We start from the raw sequence: 26,017 nt of genomic DNA, 5'->3' as shown, positions 1-26,017 counted from the left end.
GGCTATGACGCAACTTCCGCTGCTGGCACAGCGCCGCCCGTCCGCTGCTGTGGACCGGCCTTAAACCCCGGCGCATCTGTTTCAAGCGTAAATTCAAGTCGATAGGCCCGGCCGGCTTCGAGCACCGTGTACCGGTAGGTACCAGTACCCGGATCACGCGGCATGGCACTCAAATATATTCTATTGTCCGAAGGATTAACTGGAAGAATACAACTATCTCTACTAATCCAACCGGCCGCACCCAGGCACTGCGTTGTGTCGGTCCCCAGCACAATTTCAACGCCGCTTGGAAAGCGAGCTTCATTTTGACGCCAATATTCATCAAGCGACTCTTGAATCAAAGCAACGTGCGCGAGACGAAGCACATCTCGAGCCGAGGCCATGGCTGCTTCGTGTTCTATGAGCGAAATACCTGACACCACGGGAGCAACCGGTGCTGGTGAACGACGCATAGACACGCCAATGGCTACCCCGCTTACAAACACAACGACAACGATACTAAGTAAAGCGGCGTATTCGACGAGCCTTCCGGCGGTTCGTGTCATTCCTGTTTTATGTTTTTTTGCCTCTGGCCCTCGCACCATCTCGACTGTTGCACTGTGTGGAGCACTATTTTTTTTCGCCACAGGCGGCGGAACGGAAATCGACCGGTCTACTGCTGGCTTCGCCTGCTGCGTCTCAGGCTCATGCATGCTGATGGTGCTTGCCACCGCTGCAGGATGCATCACCGTTGGTATAACTGGCTGCACGACTTCACTCAATTCAATTTTAGCCGGCTCTGCTTCGGTCTTCGTCGGTACTGCTCGCACCGTTTTTAATTGTGGCGAATTCGACAGCCCCTCGGCTTCATGTAGTTCAGCTGGCAATAGCTGTTTTGCTAAACGTTCACGTTCTTCAACTTCCCGTTTACGACGTTCAGAAGACAGGAAATTAACATCCATAGTTCGTTATGATTTAAATGGTCGGAGCGCCAGACCAATCGCCACGCTAAACTGTCCGGCTGTTTCTGACAGCACCTTCTCAAGTTCTAATGGATAGCGAACCCGAGACCATGGATTACCAACAAACGTGCGCAACCCCGTCTCTTGAAAAATGTATTCAGGAAGCCCAACCAGTAATGACGAGCCGCCAGTGAGAATTATCTTCTCAACCCGTCGCTGGGATTGCTCGAAATAGGTATCAAGCGTGTAACGCAACTCGTGGACTACGGGTTCAATTGTTTTTTTATAGACACCAGCCAAACCAACGTTTCCGGCAGCCAAACCAGCATCTCGCTTTGCTTGTTCGGCTAGCGCAACGTCAACGCCCAGCACCGACTGCAGCGCACTAGTTAAGTCTCGGCCACCAATGCGTACACTGCGAGAAAGAACTGGCACCCCATTGGCCACAACGATGATGTCTGTTGTTGTCGCACCAAAGTCTACAATCGCTACCGAAGCAGGGTCTTTACCAACCAAGGAACGCACCATAGCAAAGCTCTCGACTTCCAGACCAAGCAATTCAATTCCGGCCAATCGACAAATAGTATCGTATCGCTCAACCAACTCGCGTGGAGCCGCCACGAGCAGTATACGAACGGAGTGTTTATCAGCGCTCACGCTAAGTTGTTGTGGATCAAGCACCATCTCGTCAATTGGCCGAGGAAGCAGTTTCGCGGCTTCCGTGTGAACTGCCGCTGCCACAGCTTTCGCATTCCCCTGCGGTACAGTAATGATTGAGGTAAAGACTGATTCTGTTGGTAAGGCACTGTACACTCCCCGAGCTGTTGCTCGGCTTTGTTTCAGTAACGTGGCTACAGTGGCAGCCAACTGACCCGTATCATACTGACGAGCAGCTGGAAGCGTTGGTACGGTCACCATGCCGTAGGTTGCTAGCTCAGGCACGCCAGCGGTGGCTCGCAACTCAACGAGCTTTATACTCGTTGAGCCAATATCTAATCCAAGATAACTCGTAGGCCGCATGCGTTTGTATACATACCCCGAACAACAGGGCGAGAAATAAATTCCGCAAACGTTGACGTTTGCTTGTTTTTTCGGTACGATTGCAAAAGAAAATGATTGAAAATATGGTTCGCTCAAAATTTATTATACCACACATTACAAGAAAATTCCTATGACACCACTAAGTATTTTTGCCATTATTGCTGTCGTCATTATTTTAGGAATCATTTCTTTTTACAATGGATTGATTCGTGCCCGCACCCACGTGACTGAGGCCTGGGCGGATATCGATATCCAACTGAAACGACGCTCTGACCTTATTCCAAATCTTGTCGAAACCGTTAAGGGGTACAAGGCGCATGAAGCTGGTACATTAGAAAAAGTAACCGCGGCCCGAGCAGCTGCCCTGCAAGCCGCCACCATGGCGGAACGAGGCATAGCAGAAGCGGCACTCGGAAACAGTCTCAGTGGCTTATTTGCGGTCGCAGAAAGCTACCCAGACCTCAAAGCATCCACCAATTTTGTTGAGCTGCAGCGTGAACTGGCTGATACAGAAAACAAAGTACAAGCTGCCCGACGGTTCTATAACGGACTGGTGCGAGACTACAACATTAAACAAACTGTCTTCCCGACCAACCTCATTGCTGGCCCACTTGGTTTCCACCAAGCAGAGTTCTTTGAGCTTGATGCAACGGCCAGTCGTGAACCTGTTGCTGTTTCCTTTACCTAATGTATCAACAAATTGTTGCGAATAAACGACGGTCTATACTGCTGATCAGTGCGGTAGTTGCTTTGGTGCTTCTTATTGGCTACGTCTTCGGTACGATTAGTGGCAACACTCCAGCACTGTTAGTCATGGCTGGTTTCTTGGCACTCACCAGTACGCTCACGAGCTGGTTCGCGGGTGATAAAATCGCTCTTACAGGATCCGGTGCTGTGTCGCTGCCCTACGACGCAGACCCTGAACTACACCGCATAGTTGAAAACTTGGCCATTACTGCCGGTATACCAACGCCAAAATTGTATCTCTTGCCAGACAGCGCCCTGAACGCATTTGCCACTGGTCGTGACCCAGCGCACGCAAGTATCGCGGTTACTGCAGGGCTCCGACAGACATTAAGCAAGAATGAGCTTGAAGGTGTCCTGGCACACGAACTTTCTCACATTAAAAACTTCGACACGCGGTATCTCATGCTGGCCATTACACTGGTTGGCTTCATTGCTATCGCTTCAGACTTCTTCATTCACTCCCACCTCTTTGGCAGGAATCGGGACACAAAGAACACCCCACCAATTTTGATTATCGTCGGATTGGCACTGGCTGTACTAAGCCCGATTATTGCCAAATTATTACAACTGGCCATCTCACGCCGCCGTGAATTTCTAGCCGATGCTGATGGCGCGCTGCTCAGTCGCTATCCTGAAGGGCTGGCTTCGGCGCTAGAAAAAATTGCTGACGCTAACCAAATGACAACGAGCGCCTCAAACGCCACAGCCTCACTCTATTTTGCCAGCCCCTTCCCACGCTCATCCCGACGACTCGCTTCTCTATTTTCTACCCACCCACCCCTGGAAGAGCGGATTACCGCGCTCCGGACAATGGGTGGCGGAGCATAAGTATGTCTACTAAATCTACAAAATTCAGCGGCTACCTTTCTCTCGCGCTCCGTCGAGCAAATACGCTAGCACGGGAAGCGAAGCAGGCAACCGTTGAGCCGATTCACCTGCTCCTCGCCTTGGCAGAAACTCGTGGTTCCCTGTCAGCTGAGCTGCTAGCAAGTGCAAAACTCGACATTGAAGCGTTGCGTTCCTTCTTAATTGAGCAAACAACAGCAACAAGCACCGCAACGCCACTCCTGTCTGCTGATGCGCGTCGAGCACTGATGCGGGCAACCGCCATTGCCTACCGTGCACAGCACACGTATATAGGAACTGAACATCTCCTACAGGCCATCCTCGACCGTCCGGGGGAAGCGCTTCGACTATTTCGCCACAGTCATTGGGATACTCGTGAGCTAGCAAAACAACTCGAGCTCGTTATGAAGAGTGACGCAAAGTTAACCGAACTAACGGAAACCTTTATTGATACCGCGACAACAAGCGACGAGCTTGATGAGTTACCAAGCGTCATTAAGGGGTTTGGTACTCATTTAACAAATCCTGAACGAGCGGCGGCAATCGACCCGGTCATTGGCCGTGAACTAGAAATAGAACGGGTCATGCAAATACTACTTCGTCGCACAAAAAATAACCCCGTCCTCCTTGGCGATCCGGGCGTAGGTAAAACTGCCATTGTCGAAGGGCTCGCTAAACGGATTGCCGAAGGGAACGTTCCCACAGCACTCAAAGGCAAGCGCATCGTATCGCTCGACGTTGGTTCACTTATTGCGGGTACAATGTTTAGAGGTGAATTTGAAAACCGCATACGGCAGGTCTTAGACGAACTGAAACGCAACACAGACATCATTATATTCATCGACGAATTACACACCATTGTGGGCGCCGGCGCTGCCACAGGCTCTATTGATGCGGCTAATCTTCTAAAACCAGCGCTGGCTCGTGGAGAACTTCGCTGCATTGGTGCCACAACTCTCGAAGAGTATCGCCAGCATATTGAATCTGATGGCGCGCTTGAACGACGCTTCCAACCAGTACGCGTGTCTGAACCAACCCCAAGCGCGACCCGTGATATTCTCCACGCACTTCGTCGTCGCTATGAAATGCACCATGGTGTTCGTATTACTGATGAAGCCATTGACGCCGCCATCCGCTTTAGCGAACGCTACCTACCAGAACGGTTTCTCCCTGACAAGGCAATCGATCTTATTGATGAAGCAGCCGCTCGAGCAGCACTAAAAAGTGCAACGCCAGCCCTCATTGGTCGCATTCAAGAAGTCACCGCCGCTGAACGAACGGCCACAAAACGCAAAGAAACGGCCACAACACAGGAACGATTTGAAGAAGCGATTCGTTGGCGCGACGAAGCACGCGACCACCATGCTCGTCGGCTGGAGCTTGAAGCCTCATTTGCGGCCGATGATTCAACTGACCTACCAACAGTGACGGCAAAGACGGTGGCCGAAATCCTCACCGCCTGGACAGGTGTACCCGTGCGTGAACTCGCCCTCGACGAGCACGCCCGACTCAATAATTTAGAAGCGTCGCTTGGTGAACGTTTTATTGGTCATGAGCATGTTCGACGAACCGTTTCAGAAACAATCCGCCGCTCGTCGTTAGGTTTATCTGATAGGCATCGTCCCCTGGCCTCGTTTCTCCTGGCTGGTCCTACCGGCGTCGGAAAAACAACGCTGGCGAAAGCGTTGGCCCAAACACTTTTCCAATCCGAGGATGCCCTGCTTCGCTTTGATATGAGTGAGTACACCGAGGGACACACGGTCGCGAAACTTATTGGCGCACCAGCTGGCTACGTTGGCTACAAGGAAAGCGGCGCACTAACGGAGGCTGTACGACGGCGACCGTATCGCGTCATCCTCTTTGACGAACTTAACCGTGCCCATAGGGATGTCTACCAATTGCTCCTACAAATACTAAGCGAAGGGTCTCTCCGAGATGGTGCGGGACGAGTCATCAGCTTTCGACAAACCATAATAGTCGCCACCATGAACCCGCTCCCCAAGGAGGCCAGTTCGCTGGGCTTTGGTACGCATAACGCAACAGCCGCTAGTGAAGATATTCTCGAAGCTACGGCCAAACTCCTGCCTGGAGAGCTTCGCGAACGTTTTGACGCTGTACTATCCTTAACGTCTCTTGCAAATGACGAGCTCGCAACGTTACTCGAGAGAGAGGTTGCTTTACTCAACGAACGTTTAGCAGAGCGCGGCGTAACACTGCTGGTGCCTGACGCCGCGCGCACTGCCCTCTTAACAGCCGCAACAGTGCACGGCAACGGCGCCCGTAGCATTCAACATGTGCTCCGTGGTACTGTAGAGGAAGCGCTTGCCAAACGGCTGCTCGCTCGACGCGGCGTGAAGCCGCTTACCCTCGCTTTGACGAAGCATGGCAATCGCTGGCGACTCGCCTAGCTATGCCACATATTTCACTTAGAAAAATACTGCTCATCACTGGTTTCCTCCTGCTCGTTGCTCTTATAGCAACGCTCCTTTATAGTATCGCTTTCAAAAAAACACCAACGCCCCCTAGTGCGCCCACCCCCACCCCCTCCGCCACGCTGCCTACGGCTCGACCTGGTGCACCAAGAACAACTGTCGACGGCAGAACTGTACTGATTGGCGCAGACGGCACAGCAGTCGAAGCACCAACGGCAATTACCACAACTGGTTCAGTATTTAGCACCACCGCCAACACTGGTAACGTTCGCTTCTATCAACCCAGAAGCGGCGAATTTCAGCAAGTTGCTATAGACGGAACAATCAAACAACTTGGAGAAAAATCATTTTTGGGCGCAGAAAATGTTACCTGGTCACCTACGAGCGAGCAGGCAGTTATTGAATTTCCGGACGGCGCAAATATTGTCTATGATTTTCAATCGGATACGCAGTACACCCTCCCAAAACACTGGGAAGATTTTTCTTTTAACAAAACTGGTGAATCTCTCGCCTTCAAAAGTTTGGCACTCGACCCAGATAATAACTGGCTGGGCACAGCAAATGTCGACGGCACAGCCGCAAAAGCAATTGAACCACTCGGTAGGAATGCTGCCTCAGTTGACGTGCTGTGGTCCCCTCGAGGGGACATACTTGGGTATCAGCACACCCCGTCTGCCGCTGACCAGCAAGATATCTTCCTGATTGGCCTCAATGGAGAGAACTACCGATCACTCACTGTTCCAGGTGTCGGCATGCAAGCCAAATGGACGCCAGATGGGCAACGGTTGCTCTACAGTGTCTCGTCTGCCGCAACAGGTTACCGGCCGACGGTGTGGTTGGTTGATGCCAGTGGTGAAGCTATTGGCGCTAACAGGCACAGCATTGGCGTTACAACGTGGGCCGACAAATGCACCTTCTCCAGCCAGACAAAAGTTGTCTGCGCTGTTCCAACAGAACTACCCGAAGGGGCAGGGCTTTCGCCAAGTATTGCTGATAGCTACCGCGATAACCTTTTTGCAATTGATCTTGCCACTGGCACCCGTGAACAGATTGGCCCAGATGTTCCCATTGAAACAGTTCGGCAGCTCTCGGTCAGCACTGACGGACTGTGGCTAACTATTGAAACTATTTTTGGCGGGATTTCTCGTCTACGTCTATGAAACAATCACAAACAACCCTTCTCCCGTTTGTCGGTGCCATACTGTTAGCAGCCATTGTTACGTTATACCTCTTTTTACGCTTTACGCTTCTACCAACAACATCCCAACCCATAAACACCGGGAGTACGTTCGAGCCTGCTGGTAACCCACTTGTCACTGGGACAAGAACGCCCACGATAACCGAACCCACCACACGGTCTGATGATTTTTCATACGGCGCTTCAGACGCACCGGTAAAAATTGTTATTTTTTCTGACTTTGATTGCCCCTACTGTCGGGACATGGCGACGCTTTTAAAGAGTGAGGTGGACACGAATAAAAAAGCACGTCTCGTTTGGCGCGATTTTCCTGTTTCGTCTGTACACCCAAATGTGCTCGTAGCCCACACAGCTGCCTGGTGTGCCGGTAAAGAAGGTAAGTTCTGGGAATTTCACGATGCGCTATTTGCTACCACAAACCACTACCAAGACAACCTACTAGCCCTTGGGTCAGCGTTGGGTTTGAAATCGAATACCTTTACGGCTTGCATGGAAAGTACTGAAGCGAAAAATATGGTATTGCGAAACGTACAAGAAGGTAACGCGCTTGGTGTGGATGGTACTCCGTATCTATTCATAAATGACCAGCGAGTGTCCGGCCTCATTACGAGCGAAGAACTGACACAAGTCATTAATCTCCACGCTACGAAGCAATAATATGAACCGGCGCTTCATAGCACTGGCGGTACTCGTTGCGTCGTTGACCATTTCTTTCGTTGGCACAGTAGCGAAGGCTGAAGAGCCGAAATTTAAAGTACCTGATTTAACGTTTAAAATCGTAGACTTTTCAGCTATTGGAGCGCCCACTGCATGCTCGGATATTTCAAATCCCACTCAAAGGTGCATCGGCATACCCTGGATTGGCGAATACATAGCCAGTTTATATATTCTAGCGGTTAGCGCCGCTACACTACTTGCGGCCATAGTGTTACTAGTTTCTGGTTTTATATGGCTAACGGCTGCGGGAAACACGAATAGAATCTCCCTCGCCCAGACCTACGCTGGCGGCGCTGTCATAGGGCTTGTACTCATGCTCGGTTCATATGTAATCCTCTACACGGTTAACCCCCAGCTAACGAAGTTCACTGCGCTGAACTTAGCATATATTGCTAATGTACCACTCGAACAAAAGGCCATCATTGATGCTGCGCAATTTTGTTCATGGCGCGATTTAGAAAAATTCCCAGCCGGCAGTGAGCAATGCCCAGGCGCGGCCTACGCCAATTTCTCCTCTTGCCCCCAGCCACAACCAACAGAGGGAACAAACGTTTGCTGTTGCACAAAGGTCACACTTGGCGAAGATACCTTCTCCGATTTACCAATTGCTTCTGACCAAGGAGCGCACGCAACAAAACAACTAGCTGAATTGATGAGCTGTATCAAGTCCAATGTAGACGTAACATTTAACAGCATCTCTGACGATAATATTGCCAAAGGAACCTGCACCCCTTGGGACCCAAACGAAACGTACAGTAGCAGTACAAACTGCCAACATCACCGTGGCTCTAAGCACTATGGTGAGCTTTCATCTGGCTCTCTACCATCGGGATTCTCATGCGCAGTCGATATACGAGCAAGAACGTTTGAAGACTTTGATAGGATACGCGACATTATAGTAGCAAAGTGTCCAAATATCGGTGGTGGGTATGAACCCCCACTCTGGGAAACGAAACCACCCCATATGCACATTGAAATGAACGACTGCACAGCGACAAAATAGCTCATGAAACAGGTCGCTTCTTATTCCTGCGCAGCCTGCAACGCCCACTTCCCAAAATGGGAAGGTAAATGTCGCAACTGTGAAGCCTGGGGTACGCTTATCGTTTCAGCGCCTGTAAAAGCGGCAAAGACTACTGCCACAAAGGCGGCAACGTCGCTTCGTAATTTTTCCTCACCACAAGGCGCAACCCGTTTCCCCACTGGCGACGAAGAATTCGACAGGGTCTTGGGTGGTGGAGTTGTGGCCGGCGCACTTATTCTGATTGGCGGCGACCCTGGTGTAGGAAAATCAACACTCCTGCTGCAAATTGCTCGACACTTGGCACTGGCTAATCGCTCTATTCTCTACGTCTCAGGTGAAGAATCAGGTGAGCAGGTTCGGCTTCGTCTGAACCGTTTGGGAGGCATTACAAATGACGCACTGCACTTTCTCGACGAACCAACGATTGCAAATATTACTCATGGCATTGCAACCCTAAAACCCGCACTCGTCGTTATTGATTCTTTACAAACCATGCGCACAGAACGCGGTGCTACGGCAAACCGACCGAGAGACCTGGCCGATGCAACAGATGCGCTGCTTGAGATTGCCAAACATACAGCAACACCCATTGTCATCATTGGACACGTTACAAAAACCGGCGGCATCGCTGGACCAAAACTAATCGAGCACACGGTTGATACTGTTCTATACTTTGAAAAAAGCGACGACGGCTTACATCGAATACTTCGAGCTATTAAAAATAGATTTGGCGGTATTACAGAAATTGGTGTGTGGCAAATGGCGGCCGCAGGTTTGTGTCCTGTACAAAACCCTTCGGCTACCTTCATCGATCTCACGAAACGTCCCGTCCCTGGCACAATGCTTGCGCCGCTTGTGCAAGGCTCACGGGTTTTTCTGGTCGAGGTACAGGCCTTGCTATCCCCGACCCGCTCTGGTAATGCCAAACGACGGAGTAGCGGCTTTGATACGAATCGTTTGCAGCTTATAACTGCGGTTATAGAAAAACAGTTTCGGAAGTCACTTTCGAACTTTGATATTCACTGTAACTTAGTTGGAGGACTAAAAGTAACCGAGCCGGCGCTTGATTTGCCAGTAGCGCTTGCAATCATTAGTGCCATACACAATCTGCCGGTCCCGCGAACACTTATGGCGTACGGCGAGTTAGGGTTGCACGGTGACGTTCGTCCTGTATCAGAAGCCGCTCGGCGCCTAGAAACAGCCAAACGGCTCGGTATTACTGCAGCAATCATTGCGAGCCCCCGAGTGGACGAAAAATTACCAAGTCAACCAAAGAAACTCATCGCACAAACACTTCTAGAAGCGACCACACTTCTTAAAACGCTCTCTTCCTAAAGACCAGTATCGGCGCTGCTGCATAGCTTTTGCGCAGCCTCATAATATTTTCGATACGTCGCTCCCTTAGGGTCAATGCGCAAAAGTGTCTCCGCCGCTGAATCAGCCAGGGCACGTGTTTCGGAATCTGAAAGGTCGGCAAATCGCAGCTCAGGAAAACCAGATTGTCGAAAGCCAAACCATTCACCCGGACCGCGCAGTGATAAATCCAACTCGGCCAAACGGAAAGCGTCATCGGTCTTCGCAAATAAACGCAGCCTGTGAAGTACCCGAGCAGTCATTTTGGTTACGTACAGCAAACAGAAACCTTCACCGCCCGCACGACCAACTCGTCCACGCAATTGGTGCAGCTGTGCTAAGCCAAATCGTTCCGCGCCCTCGATCACCATTATTGTCGCGGCTGGAACATCAATACCAACTTCAATTACTGTTGTTGCTACTAAAACCTGAATCTTACCTGCTTTAAAATCAGCAAAAATAGACACTTTTTCCGCCGGCAAAAGACGCCCATGTACTGCGGCAATAGTGCTGTCTGGTAAAACGTGCCGAAGGTGCAGCAACATTTCCTGCACTGACTGAACACCCAGCACATCTGATGGGTCAATGAGCGGACAAACAACAAAGGCCTGCTCACCTGTCTGTAAACGTTTTCGTAAACGGGCCTCAGCAATCGAACGTTTGTCTGTGGGCACAATGGCAGTGTGTACTCGTCGCTTACCAAACGGCGGCGTATGAAGCGTCGAATAAACAAAGCCTTCCAGCATAGCTCGCTGTAATGTTCGCGGAATTGGTGTGGCGGTCATAGAAATAGTATGGGGAACGAGTGAACGGCCGGTTGATTGAAACGCTCGATGACGAAGTCCAACGCCAAAACGGTGCTGCTCATCAATTACAACCAACCCGAGTTTTAAAAATGTCGTTTTGTGGGTAACAGCCGCATGAGTTCCAACAAATAGTACTGGCTCTCCACTAGCTGCAAGCCTTCGTACTGCTAGCGGCGTGGCGGGGAGACCAGCATACAGGCCTGTCCGAGCTGTCAGTAGGGCAACCTTAACCCCAAGGCCTTCTAGCCACGTATGCAGGGTTTCATACTGTTGACGGGCCAGTACATCGGTCGGGGTTAGATACAATCCCTGTAAGCCTTGCTGGACAGTAGCCGCAAGCGCCATACCAGCAATCACGGTTTTGCCAGTTCCTACTTCACCCTGAATTAATCGACGGGCTGGCTTGGATTTCGCAATGTCCTCAAAAACAGCCTCAAGCACTTGCTGCTGCTCAGGCGTGCACTGAAATGGTAGCTGCGCCAACAACGTTGCTCGCTTTGAAGCTGAAACCGTAATTTTATGCGAACGTTGTTTGCCCGCATCTCGAGCCACAAATGCCTGTGCCAATCGAAATGTTAGTAATTCATCAAAGGCCAACCGTCGCCTGGCAGTTAAAACGACTTGCAAGTCACGTGGGGCATGAATATCTCGTATCGACTCCAACCAAGTAACGAGCTTATTTGCCACACGAATCTGACCAGGCAGTGGGTCAGTGCATTTAGAAAGCAGTGGTAACGCCGCAGCTACTGCATGACGGACGTGCCACTGCTGAAGCCCTTTTGTTAAAGGATAAACCGCAAGTATGTGATTTGCGACGACCGGTTCACAGTCCCCAGATTCAACGATTGGGTTACTAATTTGCTTCTTACCGTCAACCAGCTGCATTACACCCGTCAAATACACAGGGCCACTACGCAGTGCAGGAATAGAAAACCGATTAAACCACGTTACCTGAATGCTGCCAGTATCGTCTGAAAATGTGGCTGTATGAATCGATACTTTTCTATTTCGAAAGCTGCGACGAGATTTTACGCTTGATAGTTCACCCCGCAGCGCAATGGGTTCGCCTGCTCCGGCTTCTGCAATCGTGGCCAGGTGTGAATAATCAACATAGCCGCTGGGGGCATGCAATAGCAAATCTTCAATGGTGTTAATACCAAGCTGCGCAAACAAAGCAGCACGCTTCGGCCCCACGCCGGAAAGTATTGCAATTGAACTGGTTAACGTATGGTACTTCACGCTTTAATGTTCCGCGCTCTGCGTCCCCGGCAGGGGTCGAACCTGCGACCTCAAGCTCCGCAAGCTTGCGCTCTATCCAGCTGAGCTACAGGGACGCACAACGAAGAACGTTGTTTCTATAATTGTAACCAACGACTTAAGGAATCACTGGTTGGCTCTGCTTCACGTTCCAAATTCTCCTCAAGATACTGCAGCAGCATAGCACGAATGGCGACTGGGTCCATATCCTGCAATGGAACAGGCAATCGAACCCTCCATTGACTGCGGAAATCAAAGTAGAGGGTTTTCACATCAGGCGGCTCATAAATGAACCAAAAACTTTGCAAGTCGCGATAATGAAAGAAGGCGGATCCTATCTGAATACCGTCTTCCCTTAGCTCAACGGCTACGTCAATTGGTGTTTGACCATGCTGGGCAACCACAATAATGGTCAGGATGAGCACCAAAACTGCACCGAGAAAATTTTGATACCAAATGGCAATGCCCAGAAAAAAAAGAGCGCATAGCCCCGCAACAATATACCATTCCCGACTACGGTCATACTCGTGGTACTCCGGTACCACCCATTGAAAACGAACTGGCTTTCTATCTGTATCTGTTTGCTCTTCCATAGTTTACTTGAGAAGTATACGGAAATGCCTGTGTTGGGTCAATTTTGTCAATTGACGAATCGACCCCTCGCGGCTACACTTGGCAGACGTTAAATACTTGATGGAAGGGTGGCTGAGTGGGCTGAATGCGAGAAGGCGCAGCATTCGGCGGGTTGTAAAAAACAACCCCGGGGGCACGAAGCCGACGGTTTTTTATAATCTGGCGTAGCCAGATGCATACGGAAGGGTGGCTGAGTGGCCTAAGGCGACGGTTTGCTAAACCGTTGTACGGTTTTTTTCCGTACCGAGGGTTCGAATCCCTCCCCTTCCGAAGTGAACTTTGTGAACGAGGAAGGGAGCGAATGAACTGCTTCATTCGCGTGAGGGATTCGAAAGCCGGAACGATGTCTGAGGAGTATTGCTGACGACGAAGACCGTGAGGCGGGGTCGCGACCGAGGAGGCGGAAGCCGACGAGAGTTGTGACCGATTCCCGACCCACCTTCCGAGGAACATACCAAAAGATAAATATAATAATGTCAGTGTTCCGAGGAAGGGAACGAGCAAATTGATTTGCTCGTGTGAGGGGTGAGAAGCCCGCAGCGATGTCTGAGGAGTATTGCTGACGACGAAGACCGCGAGGGGCGGCCTGCGAACGCTGAGGCGGAAGCCGAAGCGATTTGTAGGCGAATCCCTCCCCTTCAAATTAGAGCACTGAGTCGTACTGCTGACGACGAGACACGCCGGAAATCCCTCCCTCAGGGTCGTTCAGAAATCATTTCGAAACAATCCTCCACCTACCTCACCAGCTGAACTTCTTCTGCCACATTGCAGAAGTTTTTTCTATTATAATGGACATATTCACGAAATTGGCTAAAGTAACTGTCTATGGCAGAGCAACTTATTACTCCTGATGCAGTACGACAAGTACTGCGGGACTTTACCGATCAATACCGGGCCTACCCCTGGTACTCGCTGGCAGCGTTTCTTATGCCAGCAACTGGTACGATTTTCGTTTTTTTTGTCCCCCCACTCATTGTCGGCCGACTCATTAACATTTTTGTCGCTGATGGCACCATCTCACTTACAACCGCTGCGCCATACATCTTTGCTTTTGCAAGTTTATGGATGCTCGGTGAAATTTTTTGGAGAATTGGTTTTCATTATTTGGTAAAAATCGAAGCCAATGCTTTTTACAACCTTGGCAGAATTGTTTTTAAACGACTTTCTGACCGAGATTATGACTTCTACGCTAATAACTTTGTTGGTTCATTAACCAAGAAGGCTATGGCCTTCTCTAGAAATTTCGAAACGTTCACCGATACACTGGCGTTCAGTGTGACAAATAATATTTTCCCAATACTTTTTGCGCTCATTGTCCTATGGCAGTACTCACCGTGGCTGCCATTCATACTTGTAATGTGGATCGTGATTGCTCTCGTTGTCGCTCTACCAATTATTCGCCGCCGCGCTCACTTGGTATCCCTTCGTCATGATGCCAGCAGCAGAGTTGCTGGAAAATTATCTGACGCCATCGGCAACATGATTATTATTAAGTCCTTTGCAAAAGAAAAATGGGAATTAGAAAATTTTAGCACCTACGTTGCTGACTTTACTGATAAATACAGACGGGCAGCAAATTTTCAAAACCTGAGATTCGACACGGTAATCTCACCTATTTATGTGCTCACCAACACCTGCGGGCTCATCGCTGCCGTACTATTTGCAGAACAACTAGGGTTGTCCGCCGGTGCAATTATGATTATTTTTTCCTACTACGCTCTCACTACGCGAGTCCTTTGGGAAATCAACAAGGTCTACCGTCAATTTGAATCTTCTGTTAGCGAAGCGGCTGAGCTAACGCAACTTTTTCTAACCGCACCACTTATTGAAGACGCTCCCCGAGCAACCACGCTTCATGTTAAAAACGGTGCAATACGTTTCAACAAAATTACCTTTACCTATTCGGGGAATGATGAACATACGCCCTTCCTTCGTGACCTTAGCCTTCAAATTGAAGGGCATCAAAAAATTGGTTTAGTCGGTCCAAGCGGTGGCGGAAAGACAACGATGACAAAGTTACTTCTTCGATTTGTTGATGTTAACTCAGGTACGATTACAATTGATGACACAGATATCCAGAAGGTTAGTCAGGTTTCACTCCGAGAAGCGATTGGTTATGTTCCCCAAGAACCACTACTTTTTCACCGTTCTTTGCTTGAAAATATTGCCTATGGAAATAGTAAGGCAAGCAAAAAAGAGATAGTACGAGCAGCAAAAATCGCCCACGCTGATGAATTCATCAACCAACTGCCGCAAGGGTATGAAACTCTGGTTGGTGAACGTGGTGTCAAGTTAAGTGGCGGACAAAGGCAGCGAATCGCCATTGCTCGGGCACTGCTGAAGAACGCACCTATTCTCATCTTAGATGAAGCGACGAGCTCACTAGATTCTGAGTCAGAAAAATATATTCAAGAAGGACTTTGGGAATTAATGAAAGGAAAAACCGCTTTGGTTATTGCTCACCGACTTTCTACCATCAAACACTTAGATAGAATCATTGTTCTAGACCAAGGAAGAATCGTTCAAGATGGCACACACGAGGAATTGATTCACCAGAAAGGACTCTATGTAAAACTATGGGAACATCAGTCTGGTGGATTTTTAGAAAGTTAATTTGCCATTCGATCGGGAAGTAGCTAAACTATGCCGACGCCATAATCACTGGTATATTTACCTCGTAAAGAAGTGGCTCAGCCAAAAGCGGAAAAACTAGTCGGTAGTGCGGAGAGGTGTCCGACCCCGCCTTCGCGGGACTTCTAGGTAGTCGGTGGTTACAATGGCGACAGTCTTGTCCACCAAGGGTGGATCCGCCTCTGGTGGAAAAACTAGTCGGTAGTGCGGAGAGGTGGCCGAGTGGTCTATGGCGACAGTCTTGAAAACTGTTGTACCGCAAGGTACCGTGGGTTCGAATCCCACCCTCTCCGCAGTGTCGACTAGAGCGAACTTCGTAAAATATTAGAGCTAAAGATGTATTTTGAGCACGCCGAAGGAGTGAACTAATCCTTGTCCGAAGAAATTCCTTTGATTTGGCGGGCCACCACCGTCAGATATCCAAGTTTAAAATAGATACGTATGTTTAAAAATATAATTTTTGATTGGTCAGGAGTGATAAACGATTCAGTTGAAAATCAGCTAATTGTTGTTAATCGAATTTTTGAGGAATTAGACTTGAAACCAATTTCATTAATAGAGTTGAAGGAAGAATGGGAACAACCCTACATGCGTTTTTATAATAAATATGCACCCCATCTTACTCTTGAAGAAGAACAGACTGCTTACAGACGCGCGGTCGCTAAATCCCCAAAAGGAAAATCTTATCCTGGAATTGTAGAAAGCATTAAAGATTTTAAAAGAAAGGGAATTAAAATTGCAGTTTTAAGTTCTGATTTCCCTGAAACTCTTTTGCCAGAAATTGTCAGTTTTGGACTCCAAGATATTTTTTATGATGTTATCACCAATGCGTATGACAAAACCGAAAGTCTATATGAATTAACAAAAAGAAATAATTTTAAATTGGAAGAAACTATCTTTATCGGCGATTCAAATCATGAAATAGAAGCAGGCAAAAACGCGGGAGTAAAGACTGGAGCGGTAACGTGGGGATTTTTCACAAAAGAAAGACTCGAAGCTTTAAAACCAGATTTTATAATTAATAACATTGCCGAGTTAAAATCGATCATTCTTCAATAATTTTAAGCGCGAGCTTTGGAATTTCAAAGCAGTTTAGATTTTCCTCGTAAATTCGTCTTAATTTTCCTTTTCTTTTATCGATAATCGCGAAGTTAAGCCGTTCTTTTGGTTCAAAGTTCCGCCAATCGTCCCTACCATGCGACGGCAAATAGATGAAGTACCCGTTAGAAACTTTTTTTGTTTCTTCTTTCTCACTAGCACTTAAAGCAAGCGACTTCTTGCTAGAGTAACTGCCCAAACAGACGTTGCGCCGACTTCTTTAAGCGCCTGCGCCGCTTGTTCAAGCGTAGCCCCAGTAGTGACTACGTCGTCGATGAGCAGATAGTTTGTGTCCGGTTGCACAAGCGCAGGATTAGCTTTGAAGGCAGCATGAACATTTCGTATCCTATCTTTTTTTGATAACTGCGATTGTTGGGCGGTCTCTCGAACACGAGTAAGCGCAGCTACAATCAACTGATGACCGACAAGCGCATTCGCGAGCTCCGCTGATTGATTTCGACCCCGCTCACGTTGTCGACGTCTAGCAAGCGGTACTGGAACTACCATAAACTTCCCAGTCCGATAACTTTCTGGAAGCACGGCGATACTATCCTCAAGAAGCCGACTGAGGAGCGGCGTGATTGCTGCACCATGAAATTTCCAGGCCGTAATGAGCACCCGCCAACTCCAGTCATCGTACATGCCACGCACACAAACGCCGTCAAGCGCATGTCGGCTGCAGGCACTGCACGTACGCCCATTGGGGCTGGACACCGAGCAAAAAACACAGACTTGAACCGGCACCGGTGGCACAGTTTTTTGACAAGCAGCACATAAAAAATCACCTTCCACGCCGCAGCGCAAACAAAACACTGGAAAAAGTAAACGCTGGATTACGTCTGTAAGCCAGCGCCATACTTCAACAACTGCGCTCATCAGCGGTCTTCAAAAATGCCTGAAACAAGCCACGTGTTCCCACTTCGCGTCAGTTCAATATCCAATTCAGCATTATTCATCCGTTCTTCGCTCCCTTCAGTAATTTGACGCTGTAGACGAATATGAACGCCGGCGGTTGTATCGTTTATCGTAATGATTGTTGCCGCAAGCACGCGAGCAGATTCAGCGTAAAATACACTAGTTTTCATTCGCGATGTTACTTGCGGTATGTAGATTCCCGTTAGCCATTCAGTGGTTTGAGGCGTAGAAACAGCGACTAATTCTTGCACCCCATTCAGACCTTCATCACTCGAAAACGTACCGTACCGCTCTGCGACAAACCGGGCAGTTCGAAGCGCTGTGCTTTCTGGGGTAGGTTCGACGCCACCAATCACCTGGGCAGTACCATCGTCTCTATTTTCAACTGCTGGCTTTGCCGGTGGCGGAGTAACCTCTGGCGGGGTTTGTCGAGATTGAAAGAGAAAGTATAGGAGCACTCCAACGCCCAACAAGAACCCAACACCTATTATTATCTTTGTTCGTCGAGTCATATACATTATGCTACTGGCGGTGTAGCGTTGTCGCGCTTTGCCGCCGCCTCCATTTCTAAGAGTTGCCGTGGGTCAGTTGTAATCAAACGATCTTCCGTATACGAAGCCACAACTTTAATAGCCGCATGCTTCGGCCCAGCAAAGAAAATGCCTTCACCAACACTGCCCTCCAGTAGCAGGTACTTCTCGCCTTCAGTCAAAAGAAATGTCTTCTGTACCAAATCAATGGCGGCTGGTGACTGTTTCAACAAGAGTTGCATCGCTGAGTTATTCACTACCGCTAATCCATACGGTGAACTTAAAAAGTCGCTGACGTCTTGCGTGATAGTCGTTACCCCAAGATAGTATTTACGAGCCCGTTTCACTAACGCAAATATAAACTTGGCGCTGTCTTCGTGCTGCATCATCCACCAGGCTTCATCAATTACAAGAATCCGCTTCTTTCGCTCGCTGCGAACCAAATTCCAAATGTGGTTTATAATTGTGTAAATTGCAATTGGTCGCAATTCATCTTCCAAATCTCGGATTGAAAAAACAATTAGTTGATTATCAGTGACGACGTTTGTTGTGCTATTCAAAAGTCCGGCAAACGTCCCCTTGGTATATTTTTGCAACCGGGCCACCATATCTTGCGTGCCTTGCATACCGTTCAAAACGTCTTCCAGGTCGGCCAAAATTGGTGGCTCTACTCGGGTTAAGTCAGATTCGGGTGTAATGTCTTTTTTGGCATATGTTTCCAAGAGGGCGCGATCAAGCAGCGAATCCTCTTCGCTTGTTAACGTACCGAGCATGATACGAAGTAATCCCTTCAGCGTAATGACGGCACTACGAATGACGTCCCCTGTCTGTATATCGTCACCAATACCGCGCGGTAAATCAAAAGGGTTTACCTTGCTTTCGCTGGCCAATGAAATATTTAAGTAGGTGCCACCGACCGCTTCAGAAAGGTGTTGATATTCCTTTTCAGGGTCAATCACAATAACGTCCACCCCAAGCATAAGGGACCGCAGTACCTCAAGCTTAATAGTGTACGATTTTCCAGCTCCAGAGGTGGCGAACACGACCGTATTCGCATTCTGCAGCGAGAACCGATCAAAGAGAATGAGGCTGTTATTGTGCCTATTGATACCGTACAGTATGCCGTCGTCACTAGTCAGTTCTGAAGAAACAAAGGGAAACGCAGAAGAAATAGGTGACGTGTTCATGTTGAAGGTAATCTGCAGTTCATCAACGCCAAGTGGGACGGTTGAAATAAAGCCTTGCTCTGCCTGATAGAGCACCTTTCGAGCATAGACAAGCTTCGTGCCAAGCAGCTGCACGATATCCCCTGTTGTCCTATCAAGATGCTCAAGCGTATCAGCGTACAACGTCACATAAAGCCCAAATTGAAAGAACTTCTCTACCCCCTGTGTCAGGTCATCTCTGAGTCGTTCAATATCCTTTAATGCTGTTTCTTTAATAGGATCGCGCGGTGCACCCTTTTCGTGCTCCGCGATAATTTCTGCTTCCAGTGACCCCACCTTGTTTCGGAGTTGCTTTAAAACAATTCCCGAACTCACTGGGTAAATATAGAGTGCCAGATCAATGGTTGTACTAACATTGATGAGTGGTGCGAACCAACCAACCGAGATGTACCGTGGATACTCTGTTATGAAGAGTGTGCGCACGTACTGGTCATTCAACTTAATATACGATGCTTCAACCTCAAACGCAGTCGGCGCGACAATATCACGCAATCGAATAACGCCTTTCTGGTAAACTCTTGCGATCTCCAACGCCTCTCGGCTCTGCGCTGAAGATTCGACCGAAACGGATTCAGCAGCGGCAGCAATCTTTTTTTTATTTCGATTCAAGGTAATCATAGTGATGGTGTAGAACGGAACGCCGTATCATCGACCTGCAAATCATGGAGATCAACAAGTGGCGCTAACCGCGCACTCTCAGGATTATACGTTCCATAATACAGTTCAACTAACGTCTGTGTATCAAGCATGCGAACTTCGAGGCTTAAAGAATTAAGCCCGCTCGTCACATGATCAACCCGCTGCATTAATTCATGTCGATGCCGAAGATACCGATCCTCACTGAGACGCAAGATTGAAGCTGGTCGCAACACCTCACGGAGTCGTGCAAAAAATGGCTTTTGACTGTCGCTCCCAGGTTGATATGGCACCACCACATAGAACCGCTTATTCATAATCTGCCCCAATTCAACCAATTCTCTAATAAATTGACGGTACTCACCCGTCTGCATCTTTAAGAGCTCGTTAGTCTGCTCACGCTCAATGGCTGTTAACTTATCAAGGTAGCCAGCGATATTCAGCTGGCGAGATTGCATAACCACTTGAAGCGAAAAATCGATAGAGTTCAAGAAGCTCATATATCCCTGAATAATCGCTTCCTGTTCATCGTCTGACTTCAAGGCAAAATTGATTGACGAAACAAGTAGTACCGCACGCAGGCTACCATCCTTAAGGACAACGGTATCATCATGCACTTCAGCGATTTCTAGAAATCGCTGGGTACTCAGTGTTGCCTTGTTTGCCTTTCTTTTAGCCACTTATTTTCAATTACACGCTAATTACCTTCAGTACCAGCATATGCCCCACCCGTATCAACAATGAGTGAGAGTTCCGCCAAACGGGAACGACTAATGGGCGCTTTCGCCACTATGACAGTTGGGACGAGGACTGGCATTTTTGATTCGTCCTGAATTTCTTCTCTGCTCACTTCTTTGCGCCAAATGCGTAACCGAGGACGTTGCAATGTCTGCACTAAATTTAGCAAAAAGAAATGAAAAGGGCGACCGTTCACCCGAACGAATGCCAAAGTTATGCTTATGATGAGTAGTACTATGGTCAGCACAATAAATAAGGCAGTATCCGCGAGTCGATAGCTGAGGAAAATAAAGAAGCCCGCAATGAGAAGCAGCAAAAACTGTCGAACAGTTATCGGCCCAAGAATATGGGGTTCTTCATCAATGAACTGGGGAATAATAAACTGCTGCATACTTAGCTACTCAAATCACGAGATAACGTGCCAAGTGCTTCCCATTCCGTTTGGCGCACGTTGTATTTCTCAAAGAGTTCGGTTACTGGCATACCTGTGCGAACACTCTCGTCGATGACGTCTAAATACAATCGATGAACGGGGCTTTGTCGCCAGGCACGAATGGCGTCGGCCTTCCGATCATATGATTCATCTTCAAGGAGGTGAATCTTTTGCAGTATTCGCTTCGCCGCCTCAGCTGGATCTGGGTCAAGTTTACGAAAATCATTCAGTGTCGAAAGTCGTAACTCATCAATTGGCCCAACAGCACCGCCAAACCGTTTCACGTCAACCATTGATGGCGACTCGCTCGTTTTAGTGACCACCACCTTTTGCGGAGTGGGATTAATAATTTTTTCAACCCGTGGTTCAGCTGCAGGTGGCTTTGGAATTATAATTGGTGCAACTGGAGGTAATGGTAAAACCACTGGCGGAGCAGGCAAGGCAGAAATGCGTGGCAATTCACCAGTCACAAGTGCAGGGGCAACAGGGAGAACAAGCGGCGGCATCGCGACGGGTTTTTCTGCAATAACAGTAGATGCCGCCACAGCAGCTTCAAGCACGGCAGGCGAAGGTTTTTCACTCTCAGAAATGAGCCCTACTTCTTGAAATTTCTGCACCAGCTTACGGATTTCAGGAGAAATTTCCTCCACCTCCCCTCCACTAATGAGCACCTCTTTCCCATCAATATTTGTAGAGAGTACTTCCTCTAAACCTTCCGGTGTCAAAGACGACCACCGAAGTGACTCGTATATTTCCAATAACCACCGAATGCCCTCTTTCTCCGTCTGTGTCAGTGCGTCAAAATTCTTATTTTTTGTAAAATATTCGGCTTGTCGGAGCGCGTCCACCGGCCCTGCTGTACCAACAGCACCCACATAATTTCTGATCCAATTGCCAACCGTTGGAGGGGCTGTTGTAGCAGCTCCGTCTTGCTGCAGCTGCTTACCAGTAATGACTTCAGTATTTTGTTCTGCTGCTCGCCGTAACTTTTCCTTGAAAGCATCACGTGCCTCTATCTGATAATCAGCGATAAGTTTAACTCTTATTTTCCGGCGGAGCTCTAAAATAGCGGAGAGCTGGAACGCAAGGGAAAAATGATTACGCACTAGGTTGAGAGCCTCATCTTCAGTCAACCAAGCAAAGGCATAGAATTGACATTCATACAGCAGCTTTTCATAGCCAGTGTAGAGCTCTGGGTATCGCTCTTTAAAAGAGTCTTTCGGTAACAGTTCGACCAAAACACGATAAAACCTATCGGCCTCTCGAGCATTATCTTCCACGAAAACTTGCTCGTGGAAATATTTTGTAACCGATTCTAAATATGCTGGATTGGGTAGCGCTTTCGCCACCACCTCGATTGTTTCATTTTTTTTTGTTATTGGCATAGTGAAATTTACCTAAACGGAAAGCTGCCGTGCCATTGACTCAAAACCACCCGGGCTATTCGGTACACCGCGCCGCACATGTTCTCGGCCTAGCGACTTCATATTATCAACCAAATCTCTCCGCAATAGACCCCGTCGTACCATGTCGTCGAGCGAATCTACGTCTTCTAGTAATTTCAACAATAGGTTGTTGTTAAACTCTTTTCGATTCAACCGGTAATTCATGTCATTTTGCATTGATGAAATGATAAGCTTGCCAGTTAAATCAAGGTGAAACTTGCCTTCAGTATCTTCATACCCAAAACCAAGTCGGTTTGTATTTTGCAAAAAGTTTCGTGATTGCCGTTTCGTTACTTCCCACGCCGCGGATGCCGATTGCTCAGCTGCAGATTTCTTATAGTATGAACCATTCCTCACCCCATACGAACGAGTGGTGTTAGTGTGACCAATATCTTCGTTAATATAGTTCAGCTCACTCATGAGTGACATTGAGGCCTGGTCCCCCATTAATGGGACAAGTTTTGCCTTTCTAAATTGCTCAGCACCTTCGGGCCCACTACCATAACCGAAACTATTCCAAATTTCGTTGTCGTTAGCATCTTTCGCCGCTTTCTTCATGAGCGCTGATGTTTTCACGATGTTCCCCTCATGTAATGCATCTTTCAGTAATGCATCAATTTCGTCGTACTCCATGGCTTCGCGCGGTAATTTCGACGATTCTTCCGACTCTAAATGCCTGAATGCTTGTTCGGCAAAATACGGGCGAGGTGCCACATCTGGCTCCTTTCTACGAGCCATTATTTCATCTGCCTTCGCTTTCGCACGGTCAATTTCCATCTTTTCTGCGGCGTCGGCTGGGTCTAACGTCATCCCGTAAAGCTTTTTCTGCTCTTTAAGCGCACTGCTGTAATCAGCCCGGCGAGGATCACTGAAGTCTTTAATTTTCTCTTTATTTTCATCCCGTTCTTTCTTGGTCAGTAAGTAGTTACCTGCAGTGTCTTTATCAAATCGACCACTCTTTTTTTCTTTCTGTAATTCTGTCTTTAGTGCGTTGAGTGATTGTTTCTCAACACCACTTGCCGTTTTAAGCGCCGCAGTAATACGTCGTAATTCTTCATCTACTGTCTTTTCTTGTTGCTCACGTGTTGCTTTTTCTGTGCTCGAAAGCCCACCCGCCATAAGCTCCGTAACATAGGATTCTTGCGCTTTTAATTTCTCACCGAGCGTACGTTTGCCTTGGTCCAAAATATCAGCATCGCCCTTTTTTGCAACAAGTGCGCTCACCCGACCCTCCAAACCACCTGGCCGCTTACCTAAATCACGACGGGCATTATCTTCATCCCATTCACGCAGAAACGCCTGTGTTGTACTACTGCTAGTGTCTGTTAAATCAACGCCTGCTTTTTCTGCTGCGTCTTTAAGGGTAACTACTTCTTGCTTACCTTCATCGTTAATTTCTTTACGTGAATTATAGGGGTCAAGTTTATTGTCGCTTTTCCCAAAACCACGAATAACACTGACGCGATCAACTTCCTCCTTCATAATCTTGGTACGAAATTTGTCGGCATAGTGCTCTTTTCCAATTTGCCGAATCTTATCTACTCGCCCCTTATCAGTTGCGGCATTGAAAGTTTCCCGCTCAATATCTGCCTCTTGCTGTAATCGTTTCGCATCAAGAAAATCATTCGTACCTGTTTTACTGTTGCCGCTCATGGTTTTGACAAAACGCATCACTCCATGCGTTCCCATATACGTTTCAAAAGCATCTTCATGCGCTCCGGCCATTAATCGCAGTGCGCCGCGCACCCCTCGACCAGCGGCAAAATGAGCACTAGCGGCGCTCCCTGCTCGATAGCCAATTTCTGCCTCCTCACGACCCGCTTTGTGTGCAGCGTAACCACGCCAAGCCCGAGCAACCCGGACTGGGTTCAGAAATGCGGTTACACCACCCGTCATGCGAGCAACCTTTCTTTCTCCCCAACTGGCAAGGCCTAATGGTATCTTTGCCACTGTGGTGCCTTTACTCAGTAATTGACCATAGGCACCACCAGCAATCTTCCCAACCACGCCACCAGTCTGGATTGCAAACATGAGCGACGCAAAGAGCATAACGATGCTGATGAGAAATCCGGACATCACAGACCCAGAGCCAATCTCTGTAATACCGATGGTTTTGACTTGCTCTTTCTCTTCGGCGAGTGATTGTGCGCTACCGCTTGATTGTGTACGAACAGCAAGGTCGGCGTCACTTGCAATAAGGGTCGGCAGTGTGGCGAGTGATAGCCACAAGAAAAATGCCATGACCGGACCTAAAATTACATATTTTGCAAAATTTTCCCACCACTGACTGGCATACTTTTGCCCAATAGGCACAACGGAAAGGACGTAGGCGAGTGGTGAAAAAATGATGAGCAACCACAACATCACCATTCGTACCACAAGTATCACCGCAAAAGCCCCAACAACAACCGAGGCAACGACTATGTATACAAGTGCAAGTAGTAATGCCACGAGCGTCTCGGCAGCAGCTTCATCAAACAAACCACCATCCTCTGTATTTTTTATTGCTAAAATTTTATCTAGATGCATTGCCTGCGCTAAATTCCCCGCTCCGGCAGCCTGATACGCCGCCACAAAAGTGAGCATTATAACTTGTGAGAAATCAATCAGCAGCCCGGCGATGGCTTTACTAAAGTTAACCAAGATTGCCATGAGGAGCACTTTGGGCAGCAATCGTTTCATTTGATATTGCTCAATATGAAGGATGGTGCCAAACGCTATCAAAAGTAGGATGAGTACAAAGAACATGTTCGATATATCTCGCAATACCACCCAACCCTGCAACACAACTGGTGAATTAATAAATCCGTTATACTGTCCGATGCTTACTAAAAAACCGACAAGCCAAACGGTAAAACGAGATAAAAAGAGCACAATGCCATAAATGCCCCATGAAAGTACTCCGAAGATGGTCCCCTGAATCCCGTCACCAATCCCTGCTGCCTTAACACCGATAGGAAGCATGACAATGAAACCGAGCATTGCAGCTATCAATACCTGACGACGTATATATTTCTTCTTTAAGAGATCACGAAAACTCATAGAAACCACTTCAGTATGTCGCCGACAACTGGTATCGATAAGGCGTAATTCATGAAGAGTACAAGAAGCATCAAAACGATAACGACCGTCAAGACTTCCGGGGTGGCAAGAGCAGCCATAATAATCCAAATTGTTCGAGCGGCTTTTGCGGCCCCCATGGCGCCCGAACGGGCTGCTGCCCCAGCACCCTTTTTCACCGCCCGCGAGGCGAGTTGCCGACGGGCAATAGACTGCAGCCCACGCAGTTGCTGTGCGCGCTCTTGTTCACCCACATCACTATTTTGGGCAAGCAATTGTTCGTCAACGCTGCTAAATGTATTTGCCATAC

At 48.3% G+C, this 26,017-nt stretch carries 21 protein-coding genes and 3 tRNA genes; 11 read left to right on the top strand and 13 right to left on the bottom strand.

The window, feature by feature from the left end; translation table 11 throughout:
* Nucleotides 1–2 precede the first annotated feature (2 nt).
* Both WC052_00615 and pilM read right to left on the bottom strand, forming a co-directional pair.
* On the bottom strand, nucleotides 3–941 hold the full coding sequence (locus tag WC052_00615; GenBank protein MFA7286152.1) for a hypothetical protein: 939 nt from the start codon (nucleotides 939–941) through the stop codon (nucleotides 3–5).
* A 6-nt stretch (nucleotides 942–947) separates the two neighbouring features.
* Nucleotides 948–1,961 carry a type IV pilus assembly protein PilM gene (pilM, locus tag WC052_00610; protein MFA7286151.1) on the bottom strand — a complete coding sequence of 338 codons (1,014 nt, stop codon included), beginning with the start codon at nucleotides 1,959–1,961 and terminating at the stop codon, nucleotides 948–950.
* Between the two features lie 151 nt (nucleotides 1,962–2,112).
* Between pilM and WC052_00605 the strand changes: the two genes are divergently transcribed.
* The 7 genes from WC052_00605 to radA are packed head-to-tail and all read left to right on the top strand — an operon-like array spanning nucleotide 2,113 to nucleotide 10,281.
* Nucleotides 2,113–2,670 carry a LemA family protein gene (locus WC052_00605; GenBank protein MFA7286150.1) on the top strand — a complete coding sequence of 186 codons (558 nt, stop codon included), beginning with the start codon at nucleotides 2,113–2,115 and terminating at the stop codon, nucleotides 2,668–2,670.
* A complete protein-coding gene (locus WC052_00600; GenBank protein MFA7286149.1) occupies nucleotides 2,670–3,557 on the top strand; it encodes a M48 family metallopeptidase in 888 nt (295 codons plus the stop codon). Before WC052_00605 ends, WC052_00600 begins: the two co-directional genes overlap by 1 nt.
* A 2-nt stretch (nucleotides 3,558–3,559) precedes the next feature.
* Entirely contained in the window at nucleotides 3,560–5,983 is a 2,424-nt protein-coding gene (locus WC052_00595; protein ID MFA7286148.1) for an ATP-dependent Clp protease ATP-binding subunit, read from the top strand.
* A 2-nt stretch (nucleotides 5,984–5,985) separates the two neighbouring features.
* Nucleotides 5,986–7,167 (top strand): hypothetical protein, encoded by a 1,182-nt coding sequence (locus WC052_00590; protein ID MFA7286147.1) that lies wholly within the window; start codon nucleotides 5,986–5,988, stop codon nucleotides 7,165–7,167.
* Nucleotides 7,164–7,862: a DsbA family protein gene (locus tag WC052_00585; GenBank protein MFA7286146.1), complete on the top strand. Its 699-nt coding sequence runs from the start codon at nucleotides 7,164–7,166 to the stop codon at nucleotides 7,860–7,862. Before WC052_00590 ends, WC052_00585 begins: the two co-directional genes overlap by 4 nt.
* A gap of 1 nt (nucleotide 7,863) precedes the next feature.
* Nucleotides 7,864–8,925, top strand: coding sequence for a hypothetical protein (locus tag WC052_00580; GenBank protein ID MFA7286145.1), 1,062 nt, complete (start codon nucleotides 7,864–7,866; stop codon nucleotides 8,923–8,925).
* Nucleotides 8,926–8,928: 3 nt separating this feature from the next.
* A complete protein-coding gene (radA, locus tag WC052_00575; GenBank protein ID MFA7286144.1) occupies nucleotides 8,929–10,281 on the top strand; it encodes a DNA repair protein RadA in 1,353 nt (450 codons plus the stop codon).
* Here radA and WC052_00570 read toward each other — a convergent pair.
* The 3 genes from WC052_00570 to WC052_00560 all read right to left on the bottom strand — a co-directional run bounded on the left by WC052_00570 (nucleotide 10,278) and on the right by WC052_00560 (nucleotide 12,955).
* The gene (locus tag WC052_00570; GenBank protein MFA7286143.1) at nucleotides 10,278–12,344 is read right to left on the bottom strand and encodes an ATP-dependent DNA helicase RecG; all 2,067 of its coding nucleotides are present in this window, start codon (nucleotides 12,342–12,344) and stop codon (nucleotides 10,278–10,280) included. The two genes, radA and WC052_00570, sit on opposite strands and share 4 nt — an antisense overlap.
* 21 nt (nucleotides 12,345–12,365) lie before the next feature.
* Nucleotides 12,366–12,439 (bottom strand) — tRNA-Arg (locus WC052_00565).
* A 21-nt stretch (nucleotides 12,440–12,460) separates the two neighbouring features.
* The gene (locus WC052_00560; protein MFA7286142.1) at nucleotides 12,461–12,955 is read right to left on the bottom strand and encodes a hypothetical protein; all 495 of its coding nucleotides are present in this window, start codon (nucleotides 12,953–12,955) and stop codon (nucleotides 12,461–12,463) included.
* Nucleotides 12,956–13,175: 220 nt separating this feature from the next.
* Here WC052_00560 and WC052_00555 point away from each other — a divergent pair.
* From WC052_00555 to WC052_00540, 4 genes are all read left to right on the top strand, one after another.
* Nucleotides 13,176–13,265, top strand: a tRNA-Ser gene (locus tag WC052_00555).
* A 555-nt stretch (nucleotides 13,266–13,820) separates the two neighbouring features.
* Nucleotides 13,821–15,608 carry an ABC transporter ATP-binding protein gene (locus tag WC052_00550; GenBank protein MFA7286141.1) on the top strand — a complete coding sequence of 596 codons (1,788 nt, stop codon included), beginning with the start codon at nucleotides 13,821–13,823 and terminating at the stop codon, nucleotides 15,606–15,608.
* A gap of 226 nt (nucleotides 15,609–15,834) precedes the next feature.
* Nucleotides 15,835–15,919: transfer RNA gene (locus WC052_00545), tRNA-Ser, on the top strand.
* Between the two features lie 148 nt (nucleotides 15,920–16,067).
* Nucleotides 16,068–16,685: an HAD family hydrolase gene (locus WC052_00540; protein MFA7286140.1), complete on the top strand. Its 618-nt coding sequence runs from the start codon at nucleotides 16,068–16,070 to the stop codon at nucleotides 16,683–16,685.
* A 201-nt stretch (nucleotides 16,686–16,886) separates the two neighbouring features.
* Here the strand turns inward: WC052_00540 and WC052_00535 are convergent, their stop codons facing one another.
* Genes WC052_00535 through WC052_00500 form a run of 8 tightly spaced genes read right to left on the bottom strand, consistent with a single transcriptional unit; the run spans nucleotide 16,887 to nucleotide 26,015 of the window.
* Entirely contained in the window at nucleotides 16,887–17,600 is a 714-nt protein-coding gene (locus WC052_00535; protein ID MFA7286139.1) for a phosphoribosyltransferase family protein, read from the bottom strand.
* Complete coding sequence (locus WC052_00530; GenBank protein ID MFA7286138.1) at nucleotides 17,600–18,151, bottom strand: hypothetical protein; 552 nt, start codon at nucleotides 18,149–18,151, stop codon at nucleotides 17,600–17,602. The genes WC052_00535 and WC052_00530 overlap by 1 nt, the downstream gene beginning before the upstream one ends.
* A gap of 5 nt (nucleotides 18,152–18,156) precedes the next feature.
* Nucleotides 18,157–20,013 (bottom strand): ATP-binding protein, encoded by a 1,857-nt coding sequence (locus WC052_00525; protein MFA7286137.1) that lies wholly within the window; start codon nucleotides 20,011–20,013, stop codon nucleotides 18,157–18,159.
* Nucleotides 20,010–20,711, bottom strand: coding sequence for a hypothetical protein (locus WC052_00520; protein MFA7286136.1), 702 nt, complete (start codon nucleotides 20,709–20,711; stop codon nucleotides 20,010–20,012). The genes WC052_00525 and WC052_00520 overlap by 4 nt, the downstream gene beginning before the upstream one ends.
* A 17-nt stretch (nucleotides 20,712–20,728) precedes the next feature.
* Nucleotides 20,729–21,160 carry a PrgI family protein gene (locus tag WC052_00515; GenBank protein MFA7286135.1) on the bottom strand — a complete coding sequence of 144 codons (432 nt, stop codon included), beginning with the start codon at nucleotides 21,158–21,160 and terminating at the stop codon, nucleotides 20,729–20,731.
* Between the two features lie 2 nt (nucleotides 21,161–21,162).
* Entirely contained in the window at nucleotides 21,163–22,587 is a 1,425-nt protein-coding gene (locus tag WC052_00510; protein MFA7286134.1) for a hypothetical protein, read from the bottom strand.
* Between the two features lie 12 nt (nucleotides 22,588–22,599).
* Entirely contained in the window at nucleotides 22,600–25,689 is a 3,090-nt protein-coding gene (locus WC052_00505) for a hypothetical protein (protein ID MFA7286133.1), read from the bottom strand.
* Nucleotides 25,686–26,015, bottom strand: coding sequence for a hypothetical protein (locus WC052_00500; GenBank protein ID MFA7286132.1), 330 nt, complete (start codon nucleotides 26,013–26,015; stop codon nucleotides 25,686–25,688). The genes WC052_00505 and WC052_00500 overlap by 4 nt, the downstream gene beginning before the upstream one ends.
* Nucleotides 26,016–26,017 lie beyond the last annotated feature (2 nt).

The sequence above is a fragment of the Patescibacteria group bacterium genome (genome assembly GCA_041675205.1).
Lineage (GTDB): Bacteria > Patescibacteriota > Patescibacteriia > GWA2-46-9 > GWA2-46-9 > JBAYUF01.
This window is presented reverse-complemented; position numbering and strand designations above follow the sequence as displayed.

Bases quoted from the DNA above. Each gene is read 5' to 3' on its own strand.
- WC052_00615 (MFA7286152.1), bottom strand. From the start codon at position 941: ATGGATGTTAATTTCCTGTCTTCTGAACGTCGTAAACGGGAAGTTGAA.
- pilM (MFA7286151.1), bottom strand. From the start codon at position 1,961: ATGCGGCCTACGAGTTATCTTGGATTAGATATTGGCTCAACGAGTATA.
- WC052_00605 (MFA7286150.1), top strand. From the start codon at position 2,113: ATGACACCACTAAGTATTTTTGCCATTATTGCTGTCGTCATTATTTTA.
- WC052_00600 (MFA7286149.1), top strand. From the start codon at position 2,670: ATGTATCAACAAATTGTTGCGAATAAACGACGGTCTATACTGCTGATC.
- WC052_00595 (MFA7286148.1), top strand. From the start codon at position 3,560: ATGTCTACTAAATCTACAAAATTCAGCGGCTACCTTTCTCTCGCGCTC.
- WC052_00590 (MFA7286147.1), top strand. From the start codon at position 5,986: ATGCCACATATTTCACTTAGAAAAATACTGCTCATCACTGGTTTCCTC.
- WC052_00585 (MFA7286146.1), top strand. From the start codon at position 7,164: ATGAAACAATCACAAACAACCCTTCTCCCGTTTGTCGGTGCCATACTG.
- WC052_00580 (MFA7286145.1), top strand. From the start codon at position 7,864: ATGAACCGGCGCTTCATAGCACTGGCGGTACTCGTTGCGTCGTTGACC.
- radA (MFA7286144.1), top strand. From the start codon at position 8,929: ATGAAACAGGTCGCTTCTTATTCCTGCGCAGCCTGCAACGCCCACTTC.
- WC052_00560 (MFA7286142.1), bottom strand. From the start codon at position 12,955: ATGGAAGAGCAAACAGATACAGATAGAAAGCCAGTTCGTTTTCAATGG.
- WC052_00550 (MFA7286141.1), top strand. From the start codon at position 13,821: ATGGCAGAGCAACTTATTACTCCTGATGCAGTACGACAAGTACTGCGG.
- WC052_00540 (MFA7286140.1), top strand. From the start codon at position 16,068: ATGTTTAAAAATATAATTTTTGATTGGTCAGGAGTGATAAACGATTCA.
- WC052_00535 (MFA7286139.1), bottom strand. From the start codon at position 17,600: ATGAGCGCAGTTGTTGAAGTATGGCGCTGGCTTACAGACGTAATCCAG.
- WC052_00530 (MFA7286138.1), bottom strand. From the start codon at position 18,151: ATGACTCGACGAACAAAGATAATAATAGGTGTTGGGTTCTTGTTGGGC.
- WC052_00525 (MFA7286137.1), bottom strand. From the start codon at position 20,013: ATGATTACCTTGAATCGAAATAAAAAAAAGATTGCTGCCGCTGCTGAA.
- WC052_00515 (MFA7286135.1), bottom strand. From the start codon at position 21,160: ATGCAGCAGTTTATTATTCCCCAGTTCATTGATGAAGAACCCCATATT.
- WC052_00510 (MFA7286134.1), bottom strand. From the start codon at position 22,587: ATGCCAATAACAAAAAAAAATGAAACAATCGAGGTGGTGGCGAAAGCG.
- WC052_00505 (MFA7286133.1), bottom strand. From the start codon at position 25,689: ATGAGTTTTCGTGATCTCTTAAAGAAGAAATATATACGTCGTCAGGTA.
- WC052_00500 (MFA7286132.1), bottom strand. From the start codon at position 26,015: ATGGCAAATACATTTAGCAGCGTTGACGAACAATTGCTTGCCCAAAAT.